Genomic DNA, 21,912 nt, shown 5'->3' on the forward strand with positions numbered 1-21,912 from the left:
GCGGATGAGCCCTTATGAAACTCGTCATCGCCATCATTAAACCCTTCAAACTGGAGGAGGTCCGCCAGGTGCTGACCGAACTCGGCGTGCATGGCATGACCGTAACCGAGGTCAAGGGCTACGGCCGCCAGAAGGGGCATACCGAAATCTATCGCGGGGCCGAATATGTCGTGAATTTTCTTCCCAAGCTGCGGATCGAGGTCGCGGTGCCGTCGGAGCTCGCGGACAAAACCGTGGAAGCCATCACCACGGCCGCGCATACCGGTCAGATCGGCGACGGCAAGATTTTCGTGCTTCCGATCGATCACGCCCTGCGCATCCGCACGGGAGAGACCGACGGCGACGCGCTGTGAGATTGATGACAGAGAGAAGTATTGTCGTTGCGAGCCAACGGGTCGGCGCGAAGCGTCGCCCAGGGACAGGCTCCGCGAAGCGATACGGTTAACGCCTCACTGAGGGGACCCGATTGCTTCGGAGCTGAAGCTCCTCGCAACGACGGAGATAGCCAGGCCGGGGATCGACAATGGGGGCAGTTTCACGTTGGCCGGCGCGCGCGGCCGCGACGACCTTTGCACTCGCCATGCTCGCAACGTCAGGCGGGCAGGCTTTGGCGAGCGAGGTGTCCACGGTCAGCGCGGCCGATACCACCTGGATGATCGTCGCCACCGCCTTCGTGCTGATGATGACGATTCCGGGGCTCGCGCTGTTCTATTCCGGCATGGTGCGCAAGAAGAACGTGCTGGCGACCATGGCGCAAAGCCTCGCGGCGGTCGCGATGATTTCGATCCTGTGGGTGGCGTTCGGTTACTCGCTGGCGTTCACCGGCGACGGGCGGTGGCTCGGATCGCCCGCCCGCCTGTTTCTCGCCGGCATGAGCATGGACGCCGTCAATCCCGCGGCGAAGACCATTCCGGAAGCGCTGTTCATGCTTTACCAGATGACCTTCGCGATCATCACGGTGGCGCTGGTAGCGGGCTCGGTGGCCGACCGGATGCGCTTTTCGGCCTATCTGCTGTTTTCCATCGGCTGGTTCGTCTTTGTCTACGTTCCGCTCGTGCACTGGGTGTGGGGCGGCGGTTTCCTCAGTGCGGCCGGCGTGCAGGATTTCGCCGGGGGGCTCGTGGTGCATCTCAGTGCCGGCGTCGGCGGGCTGGTCGCCGCGAAAGTTCTGGGCAACCGTCACGGTTACGGTTCGGAGAACCTGTCACCGTACGATCTGTCGCTGGCCGTGGTCGGCACCGGATTGCTGTGGGTCGGATGGTTCGGCTTCAACGGCGGCTCGGCGCTGGCCGCCAATTCGCGCGCAGTGATGGCGATCATCGCCACGCATCTGGCCGCTTGCGCCGGGGCGCTGACATGGGGCGCGGTCGAATGGTCGACGCGGCGCAAGCCCTCCGTGCTCGGCATGATCTCGGGCGCAGTCGCGGGCCTCGGCACGATCACGCCGGCGTCCGGCTTCGTCACGCCGCTGCAGGGCATCGTCATCGGCATCGTTGCCGGACTGGTCTGCTATTGGGCCTGCACCAGCCTCAAGCATCGCTTCCGCTATGACGACGCGCTCGACGTGTTCGGTGTCCACGGCATCGGCGGACTGACCGGAACCCTGCTGCTCGGAGTGTTTGCGACCTCCTCGATCGGCGGCGTGCCCGGTCTTTTGGAAGGCAATCCGCGCCAGTTGCTGCTGCAGTTTTATGGCGTGGGCGTCACCCTGCTCTGGTCGGGCGCGGTCACCTATGGTCTCCTCAAGCTGGTTAGCGTTTTCGTGTCGCTGCGGGTCTCGCGCGAGAACGAGCTGGAAGGCCTCGACATTTCCCAGCACGGCGAGGCGTTGCAATAGCGCGACAGCTTGTGAGTCGCGTTTTTGGGCCCGGTTCTGGTTTCGGAACCGGGCTTTTTCTTCATTGGAGGAGCGACTCAAACCTTTCGGCTCCACTGGGTGCATTTCTGTTAGGCAAAGTATCCCGAAAGCCTAGCGCTGCCCTTATTTTGTGCAGATGTGGACAGGCTTTAAGCGGCGCTTACCGCGCCTCACGCCACCGCTCGGCGGCTGATCCGAAAATACATTTACTTACAGTAAGTTAAGCCACCCATCCGGGTTGGCACGGCATTTGATTCTATGGATCACGGCTGAAGCCGCTTCGTGACCGTCTCCTGCGCGGTGACCTCAGCCGAGTCCGCCCGGCGTTGCAGCCGGGCCCAGCCGGGAACCGGACACATGAAAATTGTGATGGCGATCATCAAGCCCTTCAAGCTCGAAGAGGTTCGCGATGCCCTGACCGCGATCGGCGTGCACGGTCTGACCGCGACCGAGGTCAAGGGCTACGGCCGCCAGAAGGGCCATACCGAAATCTATCGCGCCGCTGAGTACACGGTGAGCTTCCTGCCGAAGATCAAGATCGAGGTCGCGATCAAGTCGGACCTGGTCGATGCGGTCGTCGAAGCCATCGCCTCGACCGCGCGGACCGGCAGGATCGGCGACGGCAAGATCTTCGTCATCGATCTCGAGCACGCGCTTCGCATTCGCACCGGAGAGCTGGATGCCGACGCGATCTGATCCCGCACCCCCCGTCGCTCAATGAGGAGAAAAAGCACATGAGGTTCGAACGTCCGGCCCGCGCGGGACTGGTCATCGCAGCGATATTGTGCGCGGCCTGTCTCGCCGGGTTCATCGACACGGCCCTTGCCCAGACCGCCGCGCCGGCCGCCGCTGCTGCGGTCACGCCGCCCAAAATCGATTCCGGCGACACCGCCTGGATGCTGACCGCCACCGCGCTGGTATTGATGATGACGATCCCCGGCCTCGCCTTGTTTTACGGCGGCATGGTGCGGAAGAAGAACGTGCTGGCCACGGTCATGCAGAGTTTTGCCATCACCTGTCTCGTCACCGTGCTGTGGATGGTGATCGGCTACAGCTTTGCGTTCACCGAGGGCACGAACTTTCTCGGCGGCTTCTCGCGCATGCTGCTGATCGGTATGGGCACCGACACCGTCGCGGCTGCCGCGCCGACGATTCCGGAATCGGTGTTCATGTGCTTCCAGATGACGTTCGCGATCATCACCCCGGCGCTGATCTGCGGCGCGATCGCGGATCGCATGAAGTTCTCGGCGATGATGTGGTTCATGGGGCTGTGGTCGCTGTTGGTCTATGCGCCGATCGCGCATTGGGTCTGGGGCGGCGGTTTCCTCGGCGGCCTCGGCGTGCTCGATTTCGCAGGCGGCACCGTGGTTCACATCAACGCCGGCGTCGCCGGCCTCGTCTGCGCGCTGGTGCTCGGCAAGCGCAAGGGCTACGGCAGCGAGAACATGGCGCCGCACAACCTGGTGCTGACCGTGATCGGCGCGTCGCTGCTGTGGGTCGGCTGGTTCGGCTTCAACGCCGGGTCGGCGGTGACCGCGGGCGGGCAGGCCGGTATGGCGATGGCGGTCACCCAGATCGCGACCGCGGCCGCCGCGCTGGCCTGGATGGCCGTGGAGTGGGGCCTGCGCGGCAAGCCGAGCGTGCTCGGCATCTGCTCCGGTGCCGTCGGCGGTCTCGTCGCCATCACCCCGGCCTCGGGTTTCGTCGATCCGAGCGGCGCGCTGGTGATCGGCGCCGTGGCCGGCGTCGGCTGCTACTGGGGCGCGACGGGCCTCAAGCACATGATGGGCTATGACGACAGCCTCGACGCTTTCGGCGTCCACGGCGTCGGCGGCATCATCGGCGCGCTGCTTACCGGCGTGTTCGCCCGCGCCGCCATCAACAAGGCGGGCACGGGGCTGATCGACGGTAACGCCCATCAGGTTGTCATTCAGGTCTACGGCGTCCTCGCCACCATTGCCTACGACGCCATCGCAACGCTGCTCATCCTGCTCGCCGTCAAGGCGGCGATCGGCCTGCGCGTCACGGGAGATAATGAACGCGAAGGCCTCGACATCACCCAGCACGGCGAAGTGGTGCAATGAAGCGATACGCTGCTCGCGACGACGGAAGCGGTCACCGTCGCTCAGATTTTCCTGGCCTCTTCCGGCAGCATGATCGGGATTCCGTCGCGGATCGGGTAGGCGAGTTTGGCCGAACGCGAAATCAGTTCCTGCCTCCCGGCGTCGAATTCCAGCGGCCCCTTGGTCACCGGGCAGACCAGAACCTCCAGCAGCTTGGGGTCGACGGTATCTTCGGAACGGTCGGAGGAGGTCGTCATGCGTGGTCTCTTCGAAAGATGGCCCGCCGCATCTGGTGCGACGGTTGATCGGAAACGAACGCTCTTTGTCTATTGTAATCCAGGATCGCCGCTGGTGCTCTTTTTTGCGAGGTCCATTTCGGTGACGGCGATCAGGATTTCCGCGCGTGTTTTCAGGTCGGGCGCCTCCAGCATCGCCTGCTTCTCCGGCGGGCCGTAAGGCGACATCATCGCCAGCGCGTTGACCAGCGCCTCGTTCGGGGCGTTCTCGATGCCGCTCCAGTCCACTTTCAGGTTGTTGACCTTGAGAAAATCGTTCAGCACCTCGAGCAGCCGCTTGCGGTCGACTTCGTCCTCGCCCTTGCGTGCGGTCAGATCGTCGGTAAAGGCGAAGAAATCCACCTTGCACTGGCGATAGGGTGTCAGCACCGTCAGCTCTTCCACGATCTTGAACCGCGACACGCCGGTGAGTTCGAGGATGTAACGGCCGTCGCCGGATTCGGCGAACTGGGTGATGCGCCCGGCGCAGCCGACATGGAACAACTTCGGCTTGTCCTCACTTGCGGAATGGGCGATGTCGGGCTGGATCATGCCGATCAGGCGATGGCCGTCGCGGAATGCGTCGTCGACCATTGCGAGATAACGCATCTCGAAAATGTTGAGCGGCATCTGCCCGCGCGGCAGCAACAGCGCGCCGGGCAACGGAAACACCGGTATCACTTCGGGAAGGTCACCGGGACCGCGATAGTCGAGATTGATAGGCATGGGCGGCGGATCCGGATGCTATTCGAGCAGGGTTCTCCAGCTTCAAATCTGCGCGTATCTCTGCTGCAAAGGAAGCGGACAGGCTCTAGGAAAACAGGATCGTCGACAGACGCTTGCGCCCCTCGACGGTGGCTTCGTCGGCGCCGCCCCACGCCTCGAAGAACTGCACGAGTTGCTTGCGAGCGGCGTCATCGTTCCATTTGCGGTCGCGTTTGACGATTTCAAGCAGGTGATCGGTGGCCTCGCTCCGCTTGCCGCTGGCGTTCAGCGCTGTCGCGAGATCGAACCGCGCCTGATGGTCGAGCGGATTGGCCGCGACCTTTCCTTCGAGCTCGGCGACGGGCCCGAGCGAATTCGCCTGTTCGGCGAGGTCGATCATGGCCTGCACGGCCTTCACGGCGGCGTCGCCGCGCTTGGATTCCGGCACCAGTTCGAGCGTCTGTCTGGCCTTGTCGAGTGCGCCGGTGACTGTGTAGCAGCGCGCCAGTCCCGCGATCGCCGGAAGATTGGCGGCATCGAAACCGAGCACCTCGGCATAGATCGAAGCGGCTGTTGTGGGGTCGTCGGCTGCGAGCGCGGCTTCCGCCTCTTGCAGGACTTCCTCGATATTCGGCGCGCCGGGCGCCGCGACGCCCTGCGTCAGCTTGTCGATGAAGGCGCTGATCTGGCTCTCGGGCGCGGCGCCCATGAAGAAGTCGACCGGCCGTCCGCCGACAAAAGCAAAAACCGCGGGGATCGACTGGCTGCCGGTCTGTGCCGCAAGCTGCTGAAAGATGGCCGGATGCTGGTCGATGTTCATCTTCACCAGCTTGATCTTGCCGCCGCCGGCAAGAACGGCCTTTTCCAGCGTCGGGGTGAGCTGGCGACACGGTCCGCACCAGGGTGCCCAGAAATCGACCAGCACCGGCTGGCGCATCGATTCCTCGACGACATCCTTCATGAAGCTCTGGGTCGTCGTTTCCCTGATCAGATCCGACGCCTGCGGTGACGGCGCGCTGCCCTGCTCGACTATAGTCACATGATCCTCGCCTGATCTTCCGGAACGGGCCGATTCGACAACCGCCCAAGCGCTTAATTGGTCCCTGCGTGAAAATTTTGCAATCGGCGGAACGCGGTCGCGGGCGGGCAAATCGGCGCCAAGCCCGAATAATATAGCAGGATTTCTCCCCTGTTTCGGATTTCCGCCGCGAAAACGACCTCGGGGCGGGGTCGCCCGGCCGGATTTCGATAGTGGAGCCGGCATCCGGCGAGGGCCGGCCGCGCGCAAGGCCCGGCACGATCTGGCTGTTGCATTCACAAGCCGCATTTGGCATAGCTCTGCGCTCCGGCGGCTCGAGAGTCGGCGGCCTGTTATCGGATGCGGGTGTAGCTCAGGGGTAGAGCACGACCTTGCCAAGGTCGGGGTCGAGGGTTCGAATCCCTTCGCCCGCTCCAGTTTTCCAGCGCGCCGATGCCGGGTTTGCGATCAAGATATGCGCAAACTCCTGACCGACATCAGACTTTTCGCAGCTTACGATTTTCCCCGTTCGGCTCAGAAGCGGGCCCCGTGATCTGATGCGACGGTTTTGCTGTGACGTGCTGTCGCACCGGATTGGCCGCGGGCGGTTTTTTTGGCGAATTTGACGCGATTTCCACCCTCTTTGTGTGGAATGCGTTGCGGAAGCCGGCCGCCGGTTCCCGCTTATAGGAAATCTACCAATCCCATTAACCTCGCTTTAACCGCCCCCCTTCATGATCGGTAAACCAAGCTTGCGCCCGCGAGTCGCGAGCTGTTCTTGGATCTAACTCCTGGGGAGGATCAATGTTTTTCTTCAAAAAATGGGCGATCGCAAAAGAAAATGCCGCGAAAGCCGCAGCGATCAGCAAAACTCAGGCCGTCACAGAGCTCGGTCTCGATGGAACGATCATCACCGCCAACGAGAACTTTCTCAACATCCTCGGCTACTCGCTCGCCGAGGTTCGCGGCAAGCACCATAGCATGTTCGTGGACGCCGACGAACGGACCGGCGCCGCGTACCGCGAATTCTGGGCCCGCCTGAACCAGGGCGAGTCACAAACGGCCGACTACAAGCGTATCGACAGCCACGGCGACGAGGTCTGGGTTCGGGCTTCCTATATTCCGGTGCTGGATTCGAGGGGAAAACCGACCAGGGTTATCGAGCTCGCGGCCGATATCACTGCCCAAAAGATCAAGGCCCTGGACCATGCGGGTCAGGTTTCCGCCATCGATCGCTCGCAGGCGGTGGTCGAATTCAACCTCGACGGCACGATCATCACCGCGAACAAGAACTTCCTCAGCGCGATGGGCTATGCGCTGGGCGAAGTGCAGGGCAAGCATGACGGGCTGTTCGTGGATTCGTTGGAGCGCTCCGGCGCCGTCTATCGCGAATTCTGGGCCAAGCTCAATCGCGGCGAGCCTCAATCGGCCGAATTGAAGCGCATCGGCAAGAGCGGGCAGGAAGTCTGGTTTCAGGCGACCTTCAACCCGATCGCTGATGAGAGCGGCAAGCCTTTCAAGGTCGTGACCTTCGCAACCGACGTTACAAAACAGAAAGTGCGGATGGCTGACCTGGAAGGTCAGATCGCAGCCATCGGAAAAGCGCAGGCAGTTGTCGAATTCGGCATGGACGGAACGGTCATGACCGCCAACGACAATTACCTGAAGACGCTTGGCTATGCCTTCGCAAGGGAGGTCCAGGGCAAGCACCACAGCATGTTCGTGGAAGCCGGCGAACGCTCCAGCGCCGCCTATCGCGAATTCTGGGCCAAGCTCAATCGCGGCGAATCGCAGACGGCCGAATACAAGCGGATCGGCAAGGACGGCAAGGTGGTCTGGGTTCAGGCGTCCTACAACCCGGTGCTGAATTCGAAGGGAAAACCGACCAAGGTCATCGAGCTCGCAACCGATATCACCGCGCAGAAAATCGAGGCGTTGGAAAACGCGGGCCGGATCGCCGCGCTCGACCGTTCGCAGGCGGTTGCCGCCTTCAACCTGGACGGCACGATCGTCAGTGCGAACGAAAACTTCCTCAAGACGATGGGCTACGCGCTTGGCGAAGTGAAGGGCAAGCATGACGGCATGTTCGCCGAACAGTCGGAGCGGCAGGTCGGCGCATATCGTGAGTTCTGGGCCAAGCTCAATCGCGGCGAGTCGCAGTCGATCGAGTACAAGCGGATCGGCAAGAACGGCAAGGAAGTCTGGATGCAGGCCCTGTACAGCCCGGTCCTCGATCTCGCCGGCAAGCCGTTCAAGGTTGTTGCCTACGCAAGAGAGATGAGCGCCGCGATCCGTGAGTTCTACGAAACCATGGTCAAGTCGGGCGCAGAAGAAGCCCGCCAGGATTTCGCGGTCGTTGCAAGCGAGGTTGACACCACCGCCGCTTCGGACGCTGAGCCGCTGAGCTTGCGGCGGCTGGAAGAGTCACGGCGCAAGACTGCAAACGGCGGTCGCTCGACCTTCGGTCAGTTGCTGGACAACCTTCGGGAAGGGTTCAGTCACGCAGTGATCTCCTCGACGAGAGCTGTCACCAACTTCCTCTGACGGCTGCCGGCTCAGGCAACGGAAAACAGAACTGGCGACGGTGTCGAACCGTCGCCAGTTTTTTCGTTTCAACAGGCAAGCCCGAATTTCGCCGCAAATCGGATGCGCTGATCAAAACGACGGCTCTCACGAGCGCTGCATGTTTTGATTAAAAAGCGAATCAACGTCGCGCGACGTTGTCTTCCGGGGGTGGCATGGGCCGAAAAATCGTTTTGCTGTCCGACGGCACTGGAAACTCGGCGGCGAAAGTCTGGCGTACCAATGTCTGGCGCTCGTTTGAAGCACTCGATCTGTCGGGGTCGGATCAGGTCGCGTTCTACGACGACGGTGTCGGCACCTCGTCGTTCAAGCCGCTCGCCATTCTTGGCGGCGCGTTCGGCTTCGGATTGAAGCGCAACGTCATCGACCTGTACAAGTTCGCATGCCGCAACTGGCGCGACGACAGCGACGAACTGTTCGGCTTCGGCTTCAGCCGCGGCGCCTTCACGATCCGCGTGGTGATGGGACTGATCCTCAATCAGGGGCTCGTCGCCGCCGACAGTGAGGCCGAACTGACGCGAAAGGCCAAGGCCGCCTATCGCCAGTACCGGCGCGAACGTTTTCATACGTTTCTGCGCATCGAGGACGTCTTTCGCAGCGTGCGCGACCTGTTTCTGCCGAAGGGTTACGACAAGCGTGACAATCGTCAGGTGGATCAAATCCGCTTCATCGGCGTGTGGGACACCGTCGCCGCCTACGGACTGCCGCTCGACGAGATGACGCGCGGCGTCAGCAGATGGATCTGGCCGCTGGAACTGCCCAATCACACGCTCGACTGCACGCGCGTCAAGCGCGCCTGCCAGGCGCTGTCGCTCGACGAGCCGCGCACCACGTTCCATCCGGAGTTGTGGGACGAGCGCGGCGCGACGAGGTTGACGCCGCGCGACGACGGCAAGCGCTATCTCGCCGACGAGCAGATCAGCCAGGTGTGGTTCGCCGGCGTTCATTCCAATGTCGGCGGCGGCTATCCCGACGATGCGTTGGCTTATATCCCGCTGGTCTGGATGATGACGGAGGCGCAACGCTGCGGCTTGCGGTTCAAATCCGATCAGCGCCAGCCGGCGGCCGATCCCGATCCGTTCAAGAATGCGATCTCGATGTGCGACAAGGACGGCCGACTCTACGATCCGCGCAAGGGGCTTGGCAGCTACTATCGCTACGGGCCGCGCAAGCTGGCCGAACTCTGCAACTACCGTTTTTCCAAAAAGGACGAAGTCGTCATCGAGCGGCCGAAGGTGCATGCCAGCGCGTTCAAGCGCATCGCCAGCCGTTCGCAAAGTTATGCGCCGGTCGGGCTGCCGAAGACCTATGACGTTGTGACCGAGGATGGGCTGGTGCTGACGCCGGATCAATACGGCTTCGAAAGCAGCGCCGGCGCGCTGGCGCGCAGCGGAACGCAGGAGCATGTCTGGAACGAGGTCTGGAAGCGTCGGCTGGTCTATTTCGCGACCGTCGGCGCCACGGCCTGGCTGTTGCTTTATCCGCTGGCGCGTTCGCTGCCGCCTTCGGACGAATACACCAGCAGGTTTCGCTGGGTGTCGGACATCATCCGCGTCGTCGGCGGATTTCTTCCCGGCTTCGTGCAAACCTGGATCAACGGCTATGCGCGCAGCCCGGTGCAGTTCGTTGCATTGCTCGGGCTCGCAAGCGCGCTGGCGCTGTGGGGCGTCTTTCTCGCGACCCGGATCACCGACCGCATGAATGCGATCTGGCAGAAGACGTCGGCGGCGCCGACAGGCTTGCCGTCAAACTGGATCTATCTCCTGCGCGCGAGCCGGCCCTATATCTGGTTTCACCAGCAGTTGAAGCGGCGCTGGGCGCCCGCATTCTTCGCCGCATTGTTCGTCTATCTCGGCGTCACCTTCGCGAGCCATCTCGCCTACAACGTCCAGGACGTCGCGGGTTTGACCTGCGATGAAAGTCCGGCGGCGCAAGGGCTCGCGCGCGGCAAGCAGGCGACGTTCAATTTCAGCACGTCGCAGTTATGCGCCGGCACCGGCATCGCGGTGGACGGTTTCGGCGCGCGCTATCTGATTCAGGTCGAGACGACGCAGCCGTTCCGCGACGGTGATATCCCCTCGCCGCTCGGCGGATTCTACACGACCGACGCGCCGCACTGGTGGCAACGCGCGGCGCTGATGCTCGGTGTGCCGCTGCGCCGCGAACTGACGCGGCCGTGGTTCCGCCTGGTCCTGCGCTATGGTGCGACCGGCGGCGAGGAGGTCTTCCTCGACCCCGATCCCGAGGACGGCAAGGTCGAGACGGTGATCCGGCCGACGCGGAGCGGCGAACTTTTCATCTTCGTCAACGATGCGGTGCTGGGTATTCCCAGACTGTACGACGTGTTCTACCGCAACAATGAAGGCTCCGCCAAACTCGTCGTGACGCGCAGGTGAAAGACGGTCGAATGGCGGACCCTGCCCGGTCCGACCGGGTCGGCGCGGTGCGTCAAAACGCAAGCCGCCTCAGGAAAACTCCGCGACCGCCGCCAGGATGCGCGCGATGTCCTGGGGACGCGACAGCCGGTGATCGCTGTCCCGGATCATGGTCAGCACCACGTCGTCGCTCGGCAGCCGTTCGGTCAGCGCGAAGGCGTGCCGCCATGGGACGTCGGCGTCCTGCGCGCCCTGCAGGATGCGCACCGGACAGCCGGTCGAAATGGAGCCGCCGAGCAGCAGATGGTTGCGGCCGTCCTCGATCAGCTTGCGCGTGATCGGGTAGGGATTGCCGTAGTCCGACGGCTGCAGCCATGCGCCTTCCGTCTCGATGGCGTGTTTGACCTCTGGCGGGAAGGCTTTCCACATCAGTTCCTCGGTGAAGTCCGGCGCCGGGGCGATCAGCACAAGTCCGGCCAGCGTGGCGCGGGATGATGCCCGCCGCGCGAGTGCGCGCGCCAGCAACAGCGCGATCCAGCCGCCCATCGATGAGCCGACCACGACCTGCGGGCCTTCACAGAAGGCATCGAGCACCGCAAGGCTCTCCTCGAGCCAGCGACCGATGGTGCCGTCGGTGAATTCGCCGCCGCTTATCCCGTGGCCGGAATAATCGAACCGCACGCAGGCTTGGCCGCGTTCGGCCGCCCACGCGTCGAGCGCAAGCGCTTTGGTGCCCGCCATGTCGGACTTGAACCCTCCCAGCCAGAGCAGGCCCGGAGGGCCGCCCCGCCTCGCGTGAACGGCGATCCGGCGCTTCGTCTCGCCGCCGCCGACCTCGATGAACTGCGCCGCCCCGCTCGTCATGATGTCCGCATGTCCGTCTCGTTTTCCGTTGTATGTCGCGGTCCGCCGCTGTCCGTCAAACGAATGTGGACCGGGGGAACAAGCGGCGGCTTCCGGGGTTTGCCCGGAAGTTGATCGGCGTGACCAAAATACCGCGCATTTGACTGTTTTGCCGGCGAGCTGATCCCGCCGCTTGCCCGCAGGCGGTTATTCCTTCAAAATAGGCGTCTCTTTCACAACATTGGAGAACCACCCATTCGCCGTCCCAGTAGAGCGCCAATGCCCGTCGCGAAAGACGGACCGCGCACCAACGATGAAATCCGCAATGCCCAGGTTCAATTGATCGATCAGGACGGCACCAACCAAGGTACCGTGGAAACGATCGCCGCGATCAAGATGGCCATGGATGCCGGCATGGACCTCGTGGAAATCGCGCCGAACAGCAGCCCTCCCGTCTGCAAGATCATGGACTACGGGAAATACAAGTTTCAGGCCCAGAAGAAAGCTGCCGAAGCCCGCAAACGTCAGAAGATCGTCGAGATCAAGGAGATCAAGCTTCGTCCGATGATCGACGATCACGACTACGACGTGAAAATGAAGGCGATGCAGCGGTTCTTCGAGGAGGGCGACAAGGTCAAGATCACCCTGCGCTACAGGGGCCGCGAAATGGCCCACCAGGAGATCGGCACCAAGCTGCTCGACAAGGTGAAGGCCGACGTTGCCGCCTACGCCAAGGTCGAACAGGACGCCAAGTTCGAGGGCCGCCAGGTGGTCATGGTGCTGGCTCCCCGCTGAGGGGATCGGTCAATTTGATTTCGAATTGAAATGGCCCGTCAGGTATCTGGCGGGCCGTGTTCGATTGGCCTCGGCGAATCCCCCGACCCTGATTTTCCCGCAAGCGGGAGAGGAGCGAGCGGTGCCCGCAGCACAAAGCCTGTCGAAAGTCTTCACAGTGCAAGCAGTGGACAGACGCACTCGCCCTGAAACCAGCCTGTTCTCCTCCTGCTTGTGGGGATGGAGGGAATAGCGAAATCGTTCTTTCGCTAAATCGTTGCCAATCCGGCCATCCTCTGCCATAAGCCTGTCCTTCGCCGCCCGGCTGATCAAGGGCTGCCGTGGCGACGACCCGTGCTGGATTTTCTCGGGATTTTCTTTTGGGAAATACGAGAATAGCCGAGCACTTTTAACGCTCTAGCGAGCAATTTCAGCCACTAGGCCGCCCTATCCGGGCGGATTTCGTCGTGGCGACAGGAGAGCCAAATGCCCAAGCTGAAGACCAAATCGGGCGCGAAAAAGCGCTTCAAGATCACGGCCACCGGGAAGGTCAAGCACGCCCAGCGCGGCAAGCGCCACGGCATGATCAAGCGGACCAAGAAGCAGATTCGTCAGCTTCGCGGCACCCGCGTGCTGTTCAAGACTGACGGCGACAACATCAAGAAATACTTCTTGCCCAACGCCTGACCTCCGCTCGCCGCGACAACGCGGCATCCCGCATTAACCCGTTGATTTTGAGAGGAGTTCAGTCATGGCTCGCGTCAAGCGCGGTGTGACGGCTCATGCCAAGCACAAGAAAGTCTACAAGGTTACCAAGGGCTTTTCCGGCCGCCGGAAGAACACCATTCGCGCCGCCAAGGCGGCCGCCGACAAGGCCGGTCAGTACGCCTTCCGCGATCGCAAGCGCAAGAAGCGCACCTTCCGCGCGCTGTGGATCCAGCGCCTCAACGCCGCCGTGCGGCCGTTCGGCATGACCTACAGCCGCTTCATCGACGGCCTGTCCAAGTCGGGCATCACCGTCGACCGCAAGGTGCTGTCGGACCTCGCCATCCACGAGCCGGCGGCGTTTCAGGCGATCGCCGAGAAAGCCAAGGCCGCGCTGGCGGCCTGATTGTTTACCCTCCCCTGGAGGGGGAGGGTCGGCGCCGCATGACGACGCTTGCGTCGTCGTGAGGCGTCGGGGTGGGGTGTCCTGCCAACCTGCACGCGCCCCGCATTCCGATTCACCCCCACCCGATCTGCTTCGCAGGTCGACCTCCCCCCTCCAGGGGGAGGTGGGAGAACGGGGCGCCGTCCATGTCCGATTCCGAAAAATCCGATCTCGATTCCCTTCAATCCCAAATCCTCGGCCAGATCGCAGCCGCCACCGACGAGGCCGCGCTGGAGGCGGTGCGCATCGCGACGCTCGGCAAGAAGGGTTCGATCTCCGCGCTGCTCGCAACCCTCGGCAAGATGTCGCCCGAGGCGCGCAAGACCGAGGGCGCGAAGATCAACCTCGCCAAGGATGCGGTGACCGAAGCGCTGGCGGCGCGACGCGAGGTGCTGAAGACTGCAGCGCTCGACGCGCGTCTCGCCTCGGAAACCATCGACGTCACGCTGCCCTTGCGCGAGACGCCTGCGGAGGCCGGCCGCATCCATCCGCTGAGCCAGGTGTGGGACGAGGTCACCACCATCTTCGCCGACATGGGCTTTGCGGTCGCCGAGGGTCCCGACATCGAGACCGACGACTACAACTTCACCCGGCTGAATTTTCCCGAAGGCCATCCGGCGCGCGAGATGCACGACACGTTCTACTTCAACCCGAAGGGGGACACCGGGTCGGAGCCCGGGGCTGGCGGCTCGCGCCTGCTGTTGCGCACGCACACCTCGCCGGTGCAGGTGCGCACCATGCTCAGTCAGAAGCCGCCGATCCGCGTCATCTGCCCCGGCCGTACCTATCGCAGCGACAGTGACCAGACCCACACGCCGATGTTCCATCAGGTCGAGGGGCTGGTGATCGACAAGTCGTCGCATCTCGGCCACCTCAAATGGATCCTGCACGAATTCTGCAAGGCGTTCTTCGAGGTCGACAACGTCAACATGCGCTTCCGCCCCTCGTTCTTCCCTTTCACCGAGCCGTCGCTGGAAGTCGATATCCAGTGTCGCCGCGACAAGCACGAGATTCGCTTCGGCGAGGGCGAGGACTGGCTGGAGATTCTCGGCTGCGGCATGGTGCATCCGAACGTGCTGAAGCTCTGTGGCCTCGATCCGGAAGTCTATCAGGGCTTCGCCTGGGGCATGGGCATCGATCGCATCGCCATGCTGAAATACGGCATCGCCGATCTGCGGCAGTTGTTCGAAGGCGACGTGCGCTGGCTCAATCACTACGGCTTCAGGCCGCTCGAGGTCCCGACGCTGGCGGGGGGGTTGTCGTCATGATGGTGCGCGCCGACGACGGCGACGGACCTTCACCTCCCCCCCTGAGGGGGAGGTCGGATCGCGCAGCGATCCGGGAGGGGGGTCTCTTGGTGGCCCATCGGCCTGTCAGTAAGTTTGCGCGCTTCCGCGCAAGATCTCTGCGCTCCGCCATGACCGATGCTGAGCGGGTTCTCTGGCAACGGCTTCGCGCGCATCGCCTGAACCAACTTGGCTTTCGGCGCCAAACACTGATTGGACCGTTCATCGTCGATTTCGTCAGCCACAAATGCCGTCTGATTGTAGAGGTTGACGGCGGACAGCATGCGGAATCACGTCGTGATGTCGAGCGCGATCGCTGGCTCGGATCCAAGGGATATCGTGTTTTGCGCTTCTGGAATTCAGACGTTCTCCGAAACTGCGCCGGTGTCATCGAAACGATTGCAGGCGTGGTCCGCGAAGTAACCCCCCTCCCCAACCCTCCCCCTCAAGGGGGGAGGGAGTCGATCCGCCCACGCGAAGACCACACATGAAATTCACCCTCTCCTGGCTGAAAGAGCATCTCGACACCGACGAGCCGCTGGAAAAGCTCGCTGACAAGCTGACCATGATCGGGCTCGAGGTCGAGCACATCGCGGACAAGTCGAGGGCGCTTGCGCCTTACACCGTCGCGCGCGTGGTCTCGGCCGCGCAGCATCCGAACGCCGATCGTCTCAGCGTGTGCATGGTCGATATCGGCGAGACCAATGACAAGGGCGAGCCCGCTTATATCCAGGTGGTGTGCGGCGCGCCCAACGCGCGCGAGGGCCTTGTCAGCGTGTTCGCGCCGCCCGGCACCTACATTCCGGGCAAGGACATCACGCTCGGCATCGGCACCATCCGCGGCGTCGAGAGCCGCGGCATGCTGTGCTCGGCGGCTGAACTCGAAATCTCCGACGACCACGACGGCATTATCGAATTGCCGGCCGACGCGCCGGTCGGCACGGGTTATGCGGAATGGGCCGGCCTCGGCGATCCCGTCATCGAGATCAACCTGACGCCGAACCGGCAGGACTGTACCGGCGTGCACGGCATCGCGCGGGATCTCTCCGCCGCCGACATGGGCAGCCTCAAAAATCCGACCATCAAGGCGGTCAAGGGCGAATTTCCCTGCCCGGTGAAGGTCACGGTTGAAGACGCAACGCTGTGCCCCGGCTTCGCGCTACGTCTCGTTCGCGGCGTGAAGAACGGTCCCTCGCCGGAATGGCTGCAAAAGCGCCTGATCTCGATCGGTCTGCGTCCGATCAACGCGCTGGTCGATATCACCAACTTCATGACCTACGATCGCGGCCGGCCGCTGCACGTGTTCGACGCGAACAAAGTGCATGGCGATCTCACGGTGCGCCGTGCCCGCGACGGCGAGACGCTTAAGGCGCTCGACGGCCGCACCTACTCGCTCGATCCGGGTGTCTGCGTCATCGCCGACGACAAGGGTGTCGAATCGCTCGCCGGCATCATGGGCGGCGAGGAGTCCGGTTGCGACGAGGGCACGACGGATGTGCTGATCGAATCGGCGCTGTGGAGCGAGATCAACATCGCGCAGACCGGCCGCAGGCTCGGCATCAATTCCGACGCGCGCTATCGTTTCGAGCGCGGCGTCGATCCCGCCTTCATGGTGCCGGGGCTCGAGATGGCGACCCGGCTGGTGATGGAATTGTGCGGCGGCACTCCGTCGGAGAATGTTGTTGCCGGACAGGCGCTGCCCGACGATCGGGTGATCGATTTTCCGCTGGCGGAGACCAAACGTCTCGCGGCGATCGACGTGTCGCTGCCGGAGATGCGCCGCATTCTCGGCCATCTCGGCTTCATGGTGGCCGGCACGGGGCCGGTGGTGAAGGTCGCGATTCCCACCTGGCGCACCGACGTTCACGGCAAGGCCGACATCGTCGAGGAGATCGTGCGCATCGTCGGTGTCGACAAGGTCCCGATGACGCCCTTCGATCGGGGCGGCGCGGCACGCAAACCGGTGCTCACTCCGATCCAGTCGCGCACGCGAAAGGCGCGGCGCGCGCTGGCGGCCCGCGGCATGGTCGAAGCCGTCAACTGGTCGTTCATCGCGAAATCGCAGGCCGAACTGTTCGGCGGCGGGAATGCGGAGTTGGCGCTCGCCAATCCCATCGCGTCGGATCTCTCCGACATGCGGCCGAGCCTGCTGCCGGGACTCGTCGCCATCGCGCAGGCCAACGCCGACCGCGGATTTCCCGACGTGGCGCTGTTCGAGGTCGGGCAGATCTTCCGCGGCGACCGTCCGCAGGATCAGTTCACCGCCGCTGCCGGTGTTCGCCGCGGCATCGCATCGTCGAGCGGTCTCGGCCGCCATTGGTCCGGCTCTCGCGCCGCCGCCGCGCTCGACGCCAAGGCTGATGCGTTCGCGGTGCTCGCCGCCGCCGGTGCGCCCATGCAGGCGTTGCAGATCGCCGCCGCCAGCGCCTCAAAGGATTTTCCGGCATGGCTGCATCCCGGGCGTTCGGCCGCGATCCAGATCGGGCCGCAGAATGTGCTCGGCTATTTCGGCGAGTTGCATCCGCGCGTGCTTGAGGCGTTGAAGGCCGATGGTCCGGTGATGGCGTTCGAGGTGATTCTCGAGCGCATTCCGGAAGGCAAGCAGAAAGCGACGCGCGCCAAGCCGGTGCTGGATCTGCCGGCGTTCCAGCCGGTGTCGCGCGACTTCGCCTTCATCGTCGACCGCGGCGTGAAAGCCGCCGACATCGTGCGTGCGGCGCAAGGCGTGGACAAGAAACTGATCGACGGCGTCACCGTGTTCGACGTCTACGAAGGCAAAGGCATCGACCCAAACAAGAAGTCGATCGCCATCGCGGTGACTCTGCAGCCGCGAGACAAGACGCTGACCGATCAGGAGATCGATGCGGTGGCGGCGAAGATCGTCGCCGAGGTCACGAAGAAAACCGGCGGGAGCTTGCGAGGCTAGAGCTCTTCCGGCTTCGATGGAATCAAAGCCGGGCTCTAGAGCCTTTCCGCTTCTGATCAGAAGCGGAACTTTTGATTTTGTTTCGAACGCTTTTTCTTTACGCGAACCGGCATCATCCTCGGATCAAGTCCGAAGAATGCTTCGCTTGAAAACGCTATGGCGCGCATGACGAAGAAAAAATGTCTTGCGATTACGTCAGCAACAGATCGCAATAGGCGAACCCGTCGCGCTCGACGACATCGCCGGACGCCACCTCGATCCGATGTGAAAACATCGGACCAGCGATGACACAGGTGTGGAATTCGCCGTTCTCGCCGCACGGATCGATCCCGGACGGAAGGTCCGCCAGCAGCGCCTGATCGAAGCTGCGGCCGGCAAACGAGGAGTCGAGCTTTGTCCGGTCGACCGTGACGAGACGCGCCTCGAGCCCGTTTGCGATCATTTCGCGCGCAAGCGCCGCGGTCGGCCGGCCCCATAGCGGAAAGACCGGCGTGATGCCGGTTCCGGCAAGCTTCTGCTCGCGATAGGCGCGAATGTCCGCGAGAAACAGATCGCCGAAGATGACATGCGTGATGCCGTTCCGCTTTGCGTCCGCCATCGCCGCCGCCATCCGCTCTTCGTAGACCTCGTTCGGACAGGGATGGGAAATCGGCACCACGTTCGCCGGCAGTCCTGCGGCTGCCAGTTGCGCGTGCAGAATCTCCTCGCGCACGCCGTGGATCGAGACGCGGCCGAAGGTCTCATTTACGGTTGTCAGCGCGCCGACGACGTCGAACGCGCCGGCGCGGCGGATCTCACGCAGTGCAAAGGCGCTGTCCTTGCCCGACGACCACGAGATCAGCGCTCGTGGTCGCGTCATCTGGGCAATGGAAAGCCGAAGGAGTCCTGCGGGCGTCGTGACGGTTTCCGTCCGTGATGCCGGGATGGCTTGCGCGTTTGCGTCTCGGGCGCCGCTTCCTTGAGCGCGCCGATTTTGCGTAGCGCGGCATCGGCCGCGCGGTCGCCGCTTTCCCATGCGCCGTCGACCCTGCCCCACAGCGTCTCGTGCGTGGCCTCCCCGGCGAAGAACAGGTTGCCGAGCGGCTCGACCAGGATTTTGCGCGACGGCTGCCCGCCGACTTCCGCCGCCGACATGGCGCCGAGCACATGGGGCGCGGCGTTCCAGCGCGTGGCGGCGGATCTTTGCACCGCATTCGCCACATCGCTGCCGAACAGGTTCGTCAGCCATTCCCTGGCGAACGCGATCATCGCAGCCTCGCCTTGAGCCGAGAGATCGCGGCCGAAACTGCCCGCGACATCGATGGTGCACAGCGACGATCCGATCGCGCCCGCCGTAAGAAGCGCGGTCTTTCCGTCGCCGCTCTGCTCGATCATGGTCTCGCCGGGTCCGAGCCCGAGCGGATTATCGGGCAGCCACAGCGCAATGCGGTCGTAGCTGCCGAGCGACACCTTTGCAGCGGCATCAAGCTGACGCTTCGGCAGTTCGGGCGTGAAGCGGATGTTGCCCGAGGTCAGCACGTTGGTCGACACCGTGACGATGATGGCACGCGCGCCGATGCGCCCCGCGGGCGTCTCGACTCCGATGTCGCGGCCGGCCCATGTCACGCGGCTTGCCGGCGTCGACAGGCTGATCGGCAGGTTTTGACCGAGCGCGGCGAGCAGCGCCCCGAGGCCTCGTTCGCAGCCGATCGCGGCGTGGCGCTGGGGTGCGCGCGCGCGATCCATCGCCGAGAGGTCTTTCAGGTCCTTTCCGGTCGCGCTGGCGCCGAGCACGAAGTCGATCGTCGCCGCCCAGACATCGAGATCACCGGGCATAGCCGCGGCGCAGGAAAGGTCGGTCCTGCCGCGCGCGACGTCCGCGATGGCGCGCCTCGCGCGCACCAGTGCTGCAAGGAACTGTTCGGTTTCGCCGGCGCGGGCGTTGCGCCGCCCGATGCGGATTTTCTGACCGGGCGGAGCGGGAAACACCCCGGCTCCTGCGCTTCGCGCCAGCCTTGCTATCGGGTTGGTGTCGGGTTCAAAGAGCCAGCGCGCGCCGCGATCGAACGGCGTATCGAAGGTCGTCAGATCGGTGTGGCAGCGTCCGCCGATCCGGTCCGCCGCTTCGACCACCACCACCTTGCGGTTCGCGTCATGAATCCGCCGCGCCGCCGCAATGCCGGCGGCGCCCGCGCCGATCACCACCACGTCGGCCTCGCGCGGCAGCGATGCGGCGCGCGCCGCGCCGCTCTCCGCTCCTGTGGCGAGCGCGGCGAATGCCAGCAGGAGATCGCGGCGCGTCATTGTCATGGCATGGTTTCCGATGTCTTGAAACGCAGCCACCGCTCGTGCGGTGGCTCAGACGTTTCTTCACTCCGCTGCACGTCCGATCAGAGAACTTCTGAACCTGAAGCCACACGAAAATCGCAGATTTTCGATCCTTCGAATTCGAAGTTTGCAAAACATCGCGCAAAAAGGCCGGAGAACTTCGGATTCGGGACGTAGCGAACTTGCCGCATCAATGCGTCTGCGGCAACCGTCATGGTGAATCAATCGTAATTCGGCGACCGCCGCCATGAACTAAATTGCAATGGCCTTTGACCATGATAAGGAGTGGAAAACCGGTCAGGACGAACGGCGGAGAGAAACTGCCATGGGCCTCGTGCTCGATATGGTCGGGAAATGGATTGCGGCCTATCTCCAGAAGGAGGTGCCCGGCTACGAACCGTTCACGCCGAGCGATCCGGAGCATTTGCGCGATCTCATTCAGGAGGGCGACGTCCTCCTGGTCGAGGGCAACAGCCGCATCTCCGGCATCATCAAGTATCTCACGCAATCGACATGGTCGCACTCCGCGCTTTATGTCGGCCCGATCGACGGCGCCAGAGAACCTGACGGCGAGCCGCACGTCCTGATCGAGGCCGAAATCGGCATGGGCGTCACCTCCGCGCCGCTTTCGAAATATTTTCCTTATCACACCCGGTTGTGCCGCCCGGTTGGTCTGTCCTACGAGGACCGTGTCACGGTATGCCGATATGCCATCAACCGGATCGGCTTCGGCTACGACACCAAGAATATCGTCGATCTGATGCGATATCTTGTGCCGCTGCCCGTGCCGCAGCGCTGGCGGCGGCGCATGATCGCGTTCGGTTCCGGCGACCCGACCAAGATGATCTGTTCGGCGCTGATCGCGCAGGCGTTCGGCGCGGTGCGCTATCCGATTCTGCCGAAGATCACCCGCGCAGGCAGCCGCAACGCGCGCCGCGAGATTCTGCACATCCGCGATTCCTCGCTCTACATGCCGCGCGATTTCGACATCTCGCCTTATTTCGAGATCGTCAAGCCCACGATCGTGCGGGGGTTCGACTATCTGTCCCTCCATTGGGCCGACAGGCAAAAGCCGCTCGGGGAGGTGGCGGGCGCTATGGAGCCGTTTCAAGTCGGGGTCGCGTCGCCGCCGCCTGTTTCCGAACCGGCTGACCAGCATCAGCCGGTTCTTTCTGAAAAAGTGAGTGCCATGCGAGGACATTCATGACCGAGGCCGATGGCGCCGCTCCGGAACTTGTCGTGTCGCAATGGTTCAACACGGGCGAGCCGCTGACGCTTGCCGCGCTGCGTGGCCGTCCGGTGCTGCTCCATGCGTTCCAGATGCTGTGTCCCGGCTGCGTCGCGCATGGCACCCCGCAGACCCAGCGGGCCTATGAACTGTTCAAGGCGACCGACCTTCAGGTGATCGGCCTGCACACGGTGTTCGAACATCACGCCGCGATGACGCCGGTTTCGCTTCAAGCCTTCATTCACGAATACAGGCTGACGTTTCCGATCGGCGTCGACGCAGCCGGCGACGGCACCCCGCTGCCGGTCACCATGGGTCGCTATGCCATGCAGGGCACGCCGGCCAGCATTCTGATCGGCCGCAACGGCCGCATTGTTCATCATGGCTTCGGCCAGCAGAGCGACATGGCGCTTGGCGCCATGATCGCGGCTGAACTCGCGGGCGCGCAGACTTACGAAGCCTAGCGCCTTTTTCGCTTGTGAATTGCCGCATCTCCAGCGCATGAAAACGTCGGCACATTT

20 protein-coding genes and 1 tRNA gene are annotated in these 21,912 nt (G+C 63.4%); 15 read left to right on the plus strand and 6 right to left on the minus strand.

The features are described from left to right. Positions 1–14 precede the first annotated feature (14 nt). From ACS3WB_RS00780 to ACS3WB_RS00795, 4 genes are all read left to right on the plus strand, one after another. On the plus strand, positions 15–353 hold the full coding sequence (locus tag ACS3WB_RS00780; RefSeq protein WP_438273708.1) for a P-II family nitrogen regulator: 339 nt from the start codon (positions 15–17) through the stop codon (positions 351–353). A gap of 170 nt (positions 354–523) precedes the next feature. Continuing rightward, positions 524–1,837: an ammonium transporter gene (locus ACS3WB_RS00785; RefSeq protein WP_438273709.1), complete on the plus strand. Its 1,314-nt coding sequence runs from the start codon at positions 524–526 to the stop codon at positions 1,835–1,837. A gap of 378 nt (positions 1,838–2,215) precedes the next feature. Next, a complete protein-coding gene (locus tag ACS3WB_RS00790; protein WP_438273710.1) occupies positions 2,216–2,554 on the plus strand; it encodes a P-II family nitrogen regulator in 339 nt (112 codons plus the stop codon). 38 nt (positions 2,555–2,592) lie between these two features. Next, positions 2,593–3,942 (plus strand): ammonium transporter, encoded by a 1,350-nt coding sequence (locus ACS3WB_RS00795; RefSeq protein WP_438273711.1) that lies wholly within the window; start codon positions 2,593–2,595, stop codon positions 3,940–3,942. A gap of 41 nt (positions 3,943–3,983) precedes the next feature. On the opposite strand, the gene ACS3WB_RS00800 is transcribed toward ACS3WB_RS00795, so the two are convergent. The 3 genes from ACS3WB_RS00800 to ACS3WB_RS00810 form a co-directional block, all read right to left on the minus strand. Then, a complete protein-coding gene (locus tag ACS3WB_RS00800; protein WP_438273712.1) occupies positions 3,984–4,178 on the minus strand; it encodes a Trm112 family protein in 195 nt (64 codons plus the stop codon). A 69-nt stretch (positions 4,179–4,247) separates the two neighbouring features. Beyond that, entirely contained in the window at positions 4,248–4,922 is a 675-nt protein-coding gene (locus tag ACS3WB_RS00805; protein WP_438273713.1) for an LON peptidase substrate-binding domain-containing protein, read from the minus strand. A gap of 85 nt (positions 4,923–5,007) precedes the next feature. Then, a complete protein-coding gene (locus tag ACS3WB_RS00810; RefSeq protein ID WP_438273714.1) occupies positions 5,008–5,940 on the minus strand; it encodes a tetratricopeptide repeat protein in 933 nt (310 codons plus the stop codon). A gap of 341 nt (positions 5,941–6,281) precedes the next feature. Between ACS3WB_RS00810 and ACS3WB_RS00815 the strand changes: the two genes are divergently transcribed. The 3 genes from ACS3WB_RS00815 (at position 6,282) to ACS3WB_RS00825 (ending at position 10,898) form a co-directional block, all read left to right on the plus strand. Continuing rightward, positions 6,282–6,356, plus strand: a tRNA-Gly gene (locus ACS3WB_RS00815). A 367-nt stretch (positions 6,357–6,723) separates the two neighbouring features. Then, a complete protein-coding gene (locus ACS3WB_RS00820) occupies positions 6,724–8,463 on the plus strand; it encodes a PAS domain-containing protein (protein WP_438273715.1) in 1,740 nt (579 codons plus the stop codon). A gap of 194 nt (positions 8,464–8,657) precedes the next feature. Continuing rightward, positions 8,658–10,898 carry a DUF2235 domain-containing protein gene (locus ACS3WB_RS00825; protein WP_438273716.1) on the plus strand — a complete coding sequence of 747 codons (2,241 nt, stop codon included), beginning with the start codon at positions 8,658–8,660 and terminating at the stop codon, positions 10,896–10,898. A gap of 69 nt (positions 10,899–10,967) precedes the next feature. Here ACS3WB_RS00825 and ACS3WB_RS00830 read toward each other — a convergent pair whose 3' ends face one another. Next, a complete protein-coding gene (locus tag ACS3WB_RS00830; RefSeq protein ID WP_438273717.1) occupies positions 10,968–11,741 on the minus strand; it encodes an alpha/beta hydrolase in 774 nt (257 codons plus the stop codon). A 234-nt stretch (positions 11,742–11,975) separates the two neighbouring features. Between ACS3WB_RS00830 and infC the strand changes: the two genes are divergently transcribed. The 6 genes from infC (at position 11,976) to pheT (ending at position 17,856) form a co-directional block, all read left to right on the plus strand. After that, the gene (infC, locus tag ACS3WB_RS00835; protein ID WP_438274016.1) at positions 11,976–12,515 is read left to right on the plus strand and encodes a translation initiation factor IF-3; all 540 of its coding nucleotides are present in this window, start codon (positions 11,976–11,978) and stop codon (positions 12,513–12,515) included. Positions 12,516–12,980: 465 nt separating this feature from the next. Continuing rightward, a complete protein-coding gene (gene rpmI / locus ACS3WB_RS00840) occupies positions 12,981–13,181 on the plus strand; it encodes a 50S ribosomal protein L35 (RefSeq protein WP_009796600.1) in 201 nt (66 codons plus the stop codon). Between the two features lie 64 nt (positions 13,182–13,245). Further along, positions 13,246–13,605 carry a 50S ribosomal protein L20 gene (gene rplT, locus ACS3WB_RS00845; protein WP_292610534.1) on the plus strand — a complete coding sequence of 120 codons (360 nt, stop codon included), beginning with the start codon at positions 13,246–13,248 and terminating at the stop codon, positions 13,603–13,605. 185 nt (positions 13,606–13,790) lie between these two features. Continuing rightward, the gene (gene pheS / locus ACS3WB_RS00850; RefSeq protein ID WP_438273718.1) at positions 13,791–14,912 is read left to right on the plus strand and encodes a phenylalanine--tRNA ligase subunit alpha; all 1,122 of its coding nucleotides are present in this window, start codon (positions 13,791–13,793) and stop codon (positions 14,910–14,912) included. Positions 14,913–15,061: 149 nt separating this feature from the next. Then, positions 15,062–15,421: an endonuclease domain-containing protein gene (locus ACS3WB_RS00855; protein WP_438273719.1), complete on the plus strand. Its 360-nt coding sequence runs from the start codon at positions 15,062–15,064 to the stop codon at positions 15,419–15,421. Then, on the plus strand, positions 15,418–17,856 hold the full coding sequence (gene pheT / locus ACS3WB_RS00860; RefSeq protein WP_438273720.1) for a phenylalanine--tRNA ligase subunit beta: 2,439 nt from the start codon (positions 15,418–15,420) through the stop codon (positions 17,854–17,856). The genes ACS3WB_RS00855 and pheT overlap by 4 nt, the downstream gene beginning before the upstream one ends. 190 nt (positions 17,857–18,046) lie before the next feature. Here the strand turns inward: pheT and ACS3WB_RS00865 are convergent, their stop codons facing one another. Together ACS3WB_RS00865 and ACS3WB_RS00870 are read right to left on the minus strand one after the other, a co-directional pair. Then, positions 18,047–18,715 carry an ATP-binding protein gene (locus ACS3WB_RS00865; RefSeq protein ID WP_438273721.1) on the minus strand — a complete coding sequence of 223 codons (669 nt, stop codon included), beginning with the start codon at positions 18,713–18,715 and terminating at the stop codon, positions 18,047–18,049. Then, positions 18,712–20,145 (minus strand): flavin monoamine oxidase family protein, encoded by a 1,434-nt coding sequence (locus ACS3WB_RS00870; RefSeq protein WP_438273722.1) that lies wholly within the window; start codon positions 20,143–20,145, stop codon positions 18,712–18,714. The genes ACS3WB_RS00865 and ACS3WB_RS00870 overlap by 4 nt, the downstream gene beginning before the upstream one ends. Before the next feature lie 343 nt (positions 20,146–20,488). On the opposite strand from ACS3WB_RS00870, the gene ACS3WB_RS00875 reads away from it, so the two are divergent. Together ACS3WB_RS00875 and ACS3WB_RS00880 are read left to right on the plus strand one after the other, a co-directional pair. Further along, entirely contained in the window at positions 20,489–21,370 is an 882-nt protein-coding gene (locus ACS3WB_RS00875; protein ID WP_438273723.1) for a lipo-like protein, read from the plus strand. Continuing rightward, the gene (locus ACS3WB_RS00880; RefSeq protein ID WP_438273724.1) at positions 21,367–21,855 is read left to right on the plus strand and encodes a peroxiredoxin family protein; all 489 of its coding nucleotides are present in this window, start codon (positions 21,367–21,369) and stop codon (positions 21,853–21,855) included. Before ACS3WB_RS00875 ends, ACS3WB_RS00880 begins: the two co-directional genes overlap by 4 nt. Positions 21,856–21,912 lie beyond the last annotated feature (57 nt).

This window comes from Nitrobacter sp. (assembly GCF_051535215.1).
Classification (GTDB): domain Bacteria; phylum Pseudomonadota; class Alphaproteobacteria; order Rhizobiales; family Xanthobacteraceae; genus Nitrobacter.

What these genes read in the sequence shown, in the direction of transcription:
- ACS3WB_RS00780 (WP_438273708.1), top strand. Translation starts at nt 15, where the DNA reads ATGAAACTCGTCATCGCCATCATTAAACCCTTCAAACTGGAGGAGGTC.
- ACS3WB_RS00785 (WP_438273709.1), top strand. Translation starts at nt 524, where the DNA reads ATGGGGGCAGTTTCACGTTGGCCGGCGCGCGCGGCCGCGACGACCTTT.
- ACS3WB_RS00790 (WP_438273710.1), top strand. Translation starts at nt 2,216, where the DNA reads ATGAAAATTGTGATGGCGATCATCAAGCCCTTCAAGCTCGAAGAGGTT.
- ACS3WB_RS00795 (WP_438273711.1), top strand. Translation starts at nt 2,593, where the DNA reads ATGAGGTTCGAACGTCCGGCCCGCGCGGGACTGGTCATCGCAGCGATA.
- ACS3WB_RS00800 (WP_438273712.1), bottom strand. Translation starts at nt 4,178, where the DNA reads ATGACGACCTCCTCCGACCGTTCCGAAGATACCGTCGACCCCAAGCTG.
- ACS3WB_RS00805 (WP_438273713.1), bottom strand. Translation starts at nt 4,922, where the DNA reads ATGCCTATCAATCTCGACTATCGCGGTCCCGGTGACCTTCCCGAAGTG.
- ACS3WB_RS00820 (WP_438273715.1), top strand. Translation starts at nt 6,724, where the DNA reads ATGTTTTTCTTCAAAAAATGGGCGATCGCAAAAGAAAATGCCGCGAAA.
- ACS3WB_RS00825 (WP_438273716.1), top strand. Translation starts at nt 8,658, where the DNA reads ATGGGCCGAAAAATCGTTTTGCTGTCCGACGGCACTGGAAACTCGGCG.
- ACS3WB_RS00830 (WP_438273717.1), bottom strand. Translation starts at nt 11,741, where the DNA reads ATGACGAGCGGGGCGGCGCAGTTCATCGAGGTCGGCGGCGGCGAGACG.
- rpmI (WP_009796600.1), top strand. Translation starts at nt 12,981, where the DNA reads ATGCCCAAGCTGAAGACCAAATCGGGCGCGAAAAAGCGCTTCAAGATC.
- rplT (WP_292610534.1), top strand. Translation starts at nt 13,246, where the DNA reads ATGGCTCGCGTCAAGCGCGGTGTGACGGCTCATGCCAAGCACAAGAAA.
- pheS (WP_438273718.1), top strand. Translation starts at nt 13,791, where the DNA reads ATGTCCGATTCCGAAAAATCCGATCTCGATTCCCTTCAATCCCAAATC.
- ACS3WB_RS00855 (WP_438273719.1), top strand. Translation starts at nt 15,062, where the DNA reads ATGACCGATGCTGAGCGGGTTCTCTGGCAACGGCTTCGCGCGCATCGC.
- pheT (WP_438273720.1), top strand. Translation starts at nt 15,418, where the DNA reads ATGAAATTCACCCTCTCCTGGCTGAAAGAGCATCTCGACACCGACGAG.
- ACS3WB_RS00865 (WP_438273721.1), bottom strand. Translation starts at nt 18,715, where the DNA reads ATGACGCGACCACGAGCGCTGATCTCGTGGTCGTCGGGCAAGGACAGC.
- ACS3WB_RS00870 (WP_438273722.1), bottom strand. Translation starts at nt 20,145, where the DNA reads ATGACAATGACGCGCCGCGATCTCCTGCTGGCATTCGCCGCGCTCGCC.
- ACS3WB_RS00875 (WP_438273723.1), top strand. Translation starts at nt 20,489, where the DNA reads ATGGGCCTCGTGCTCGATATGGTCGGGAAATGGATTGCGGCCTATCTC.
- ACS3WB_RS00880 (WP_438273724.1), top strand. Translation starts at nt 21,367, where the DNA reads ATGACCGAGGCCGATGGCGCCGCTCCGGAACTTGTCGTGTCGCAATGG.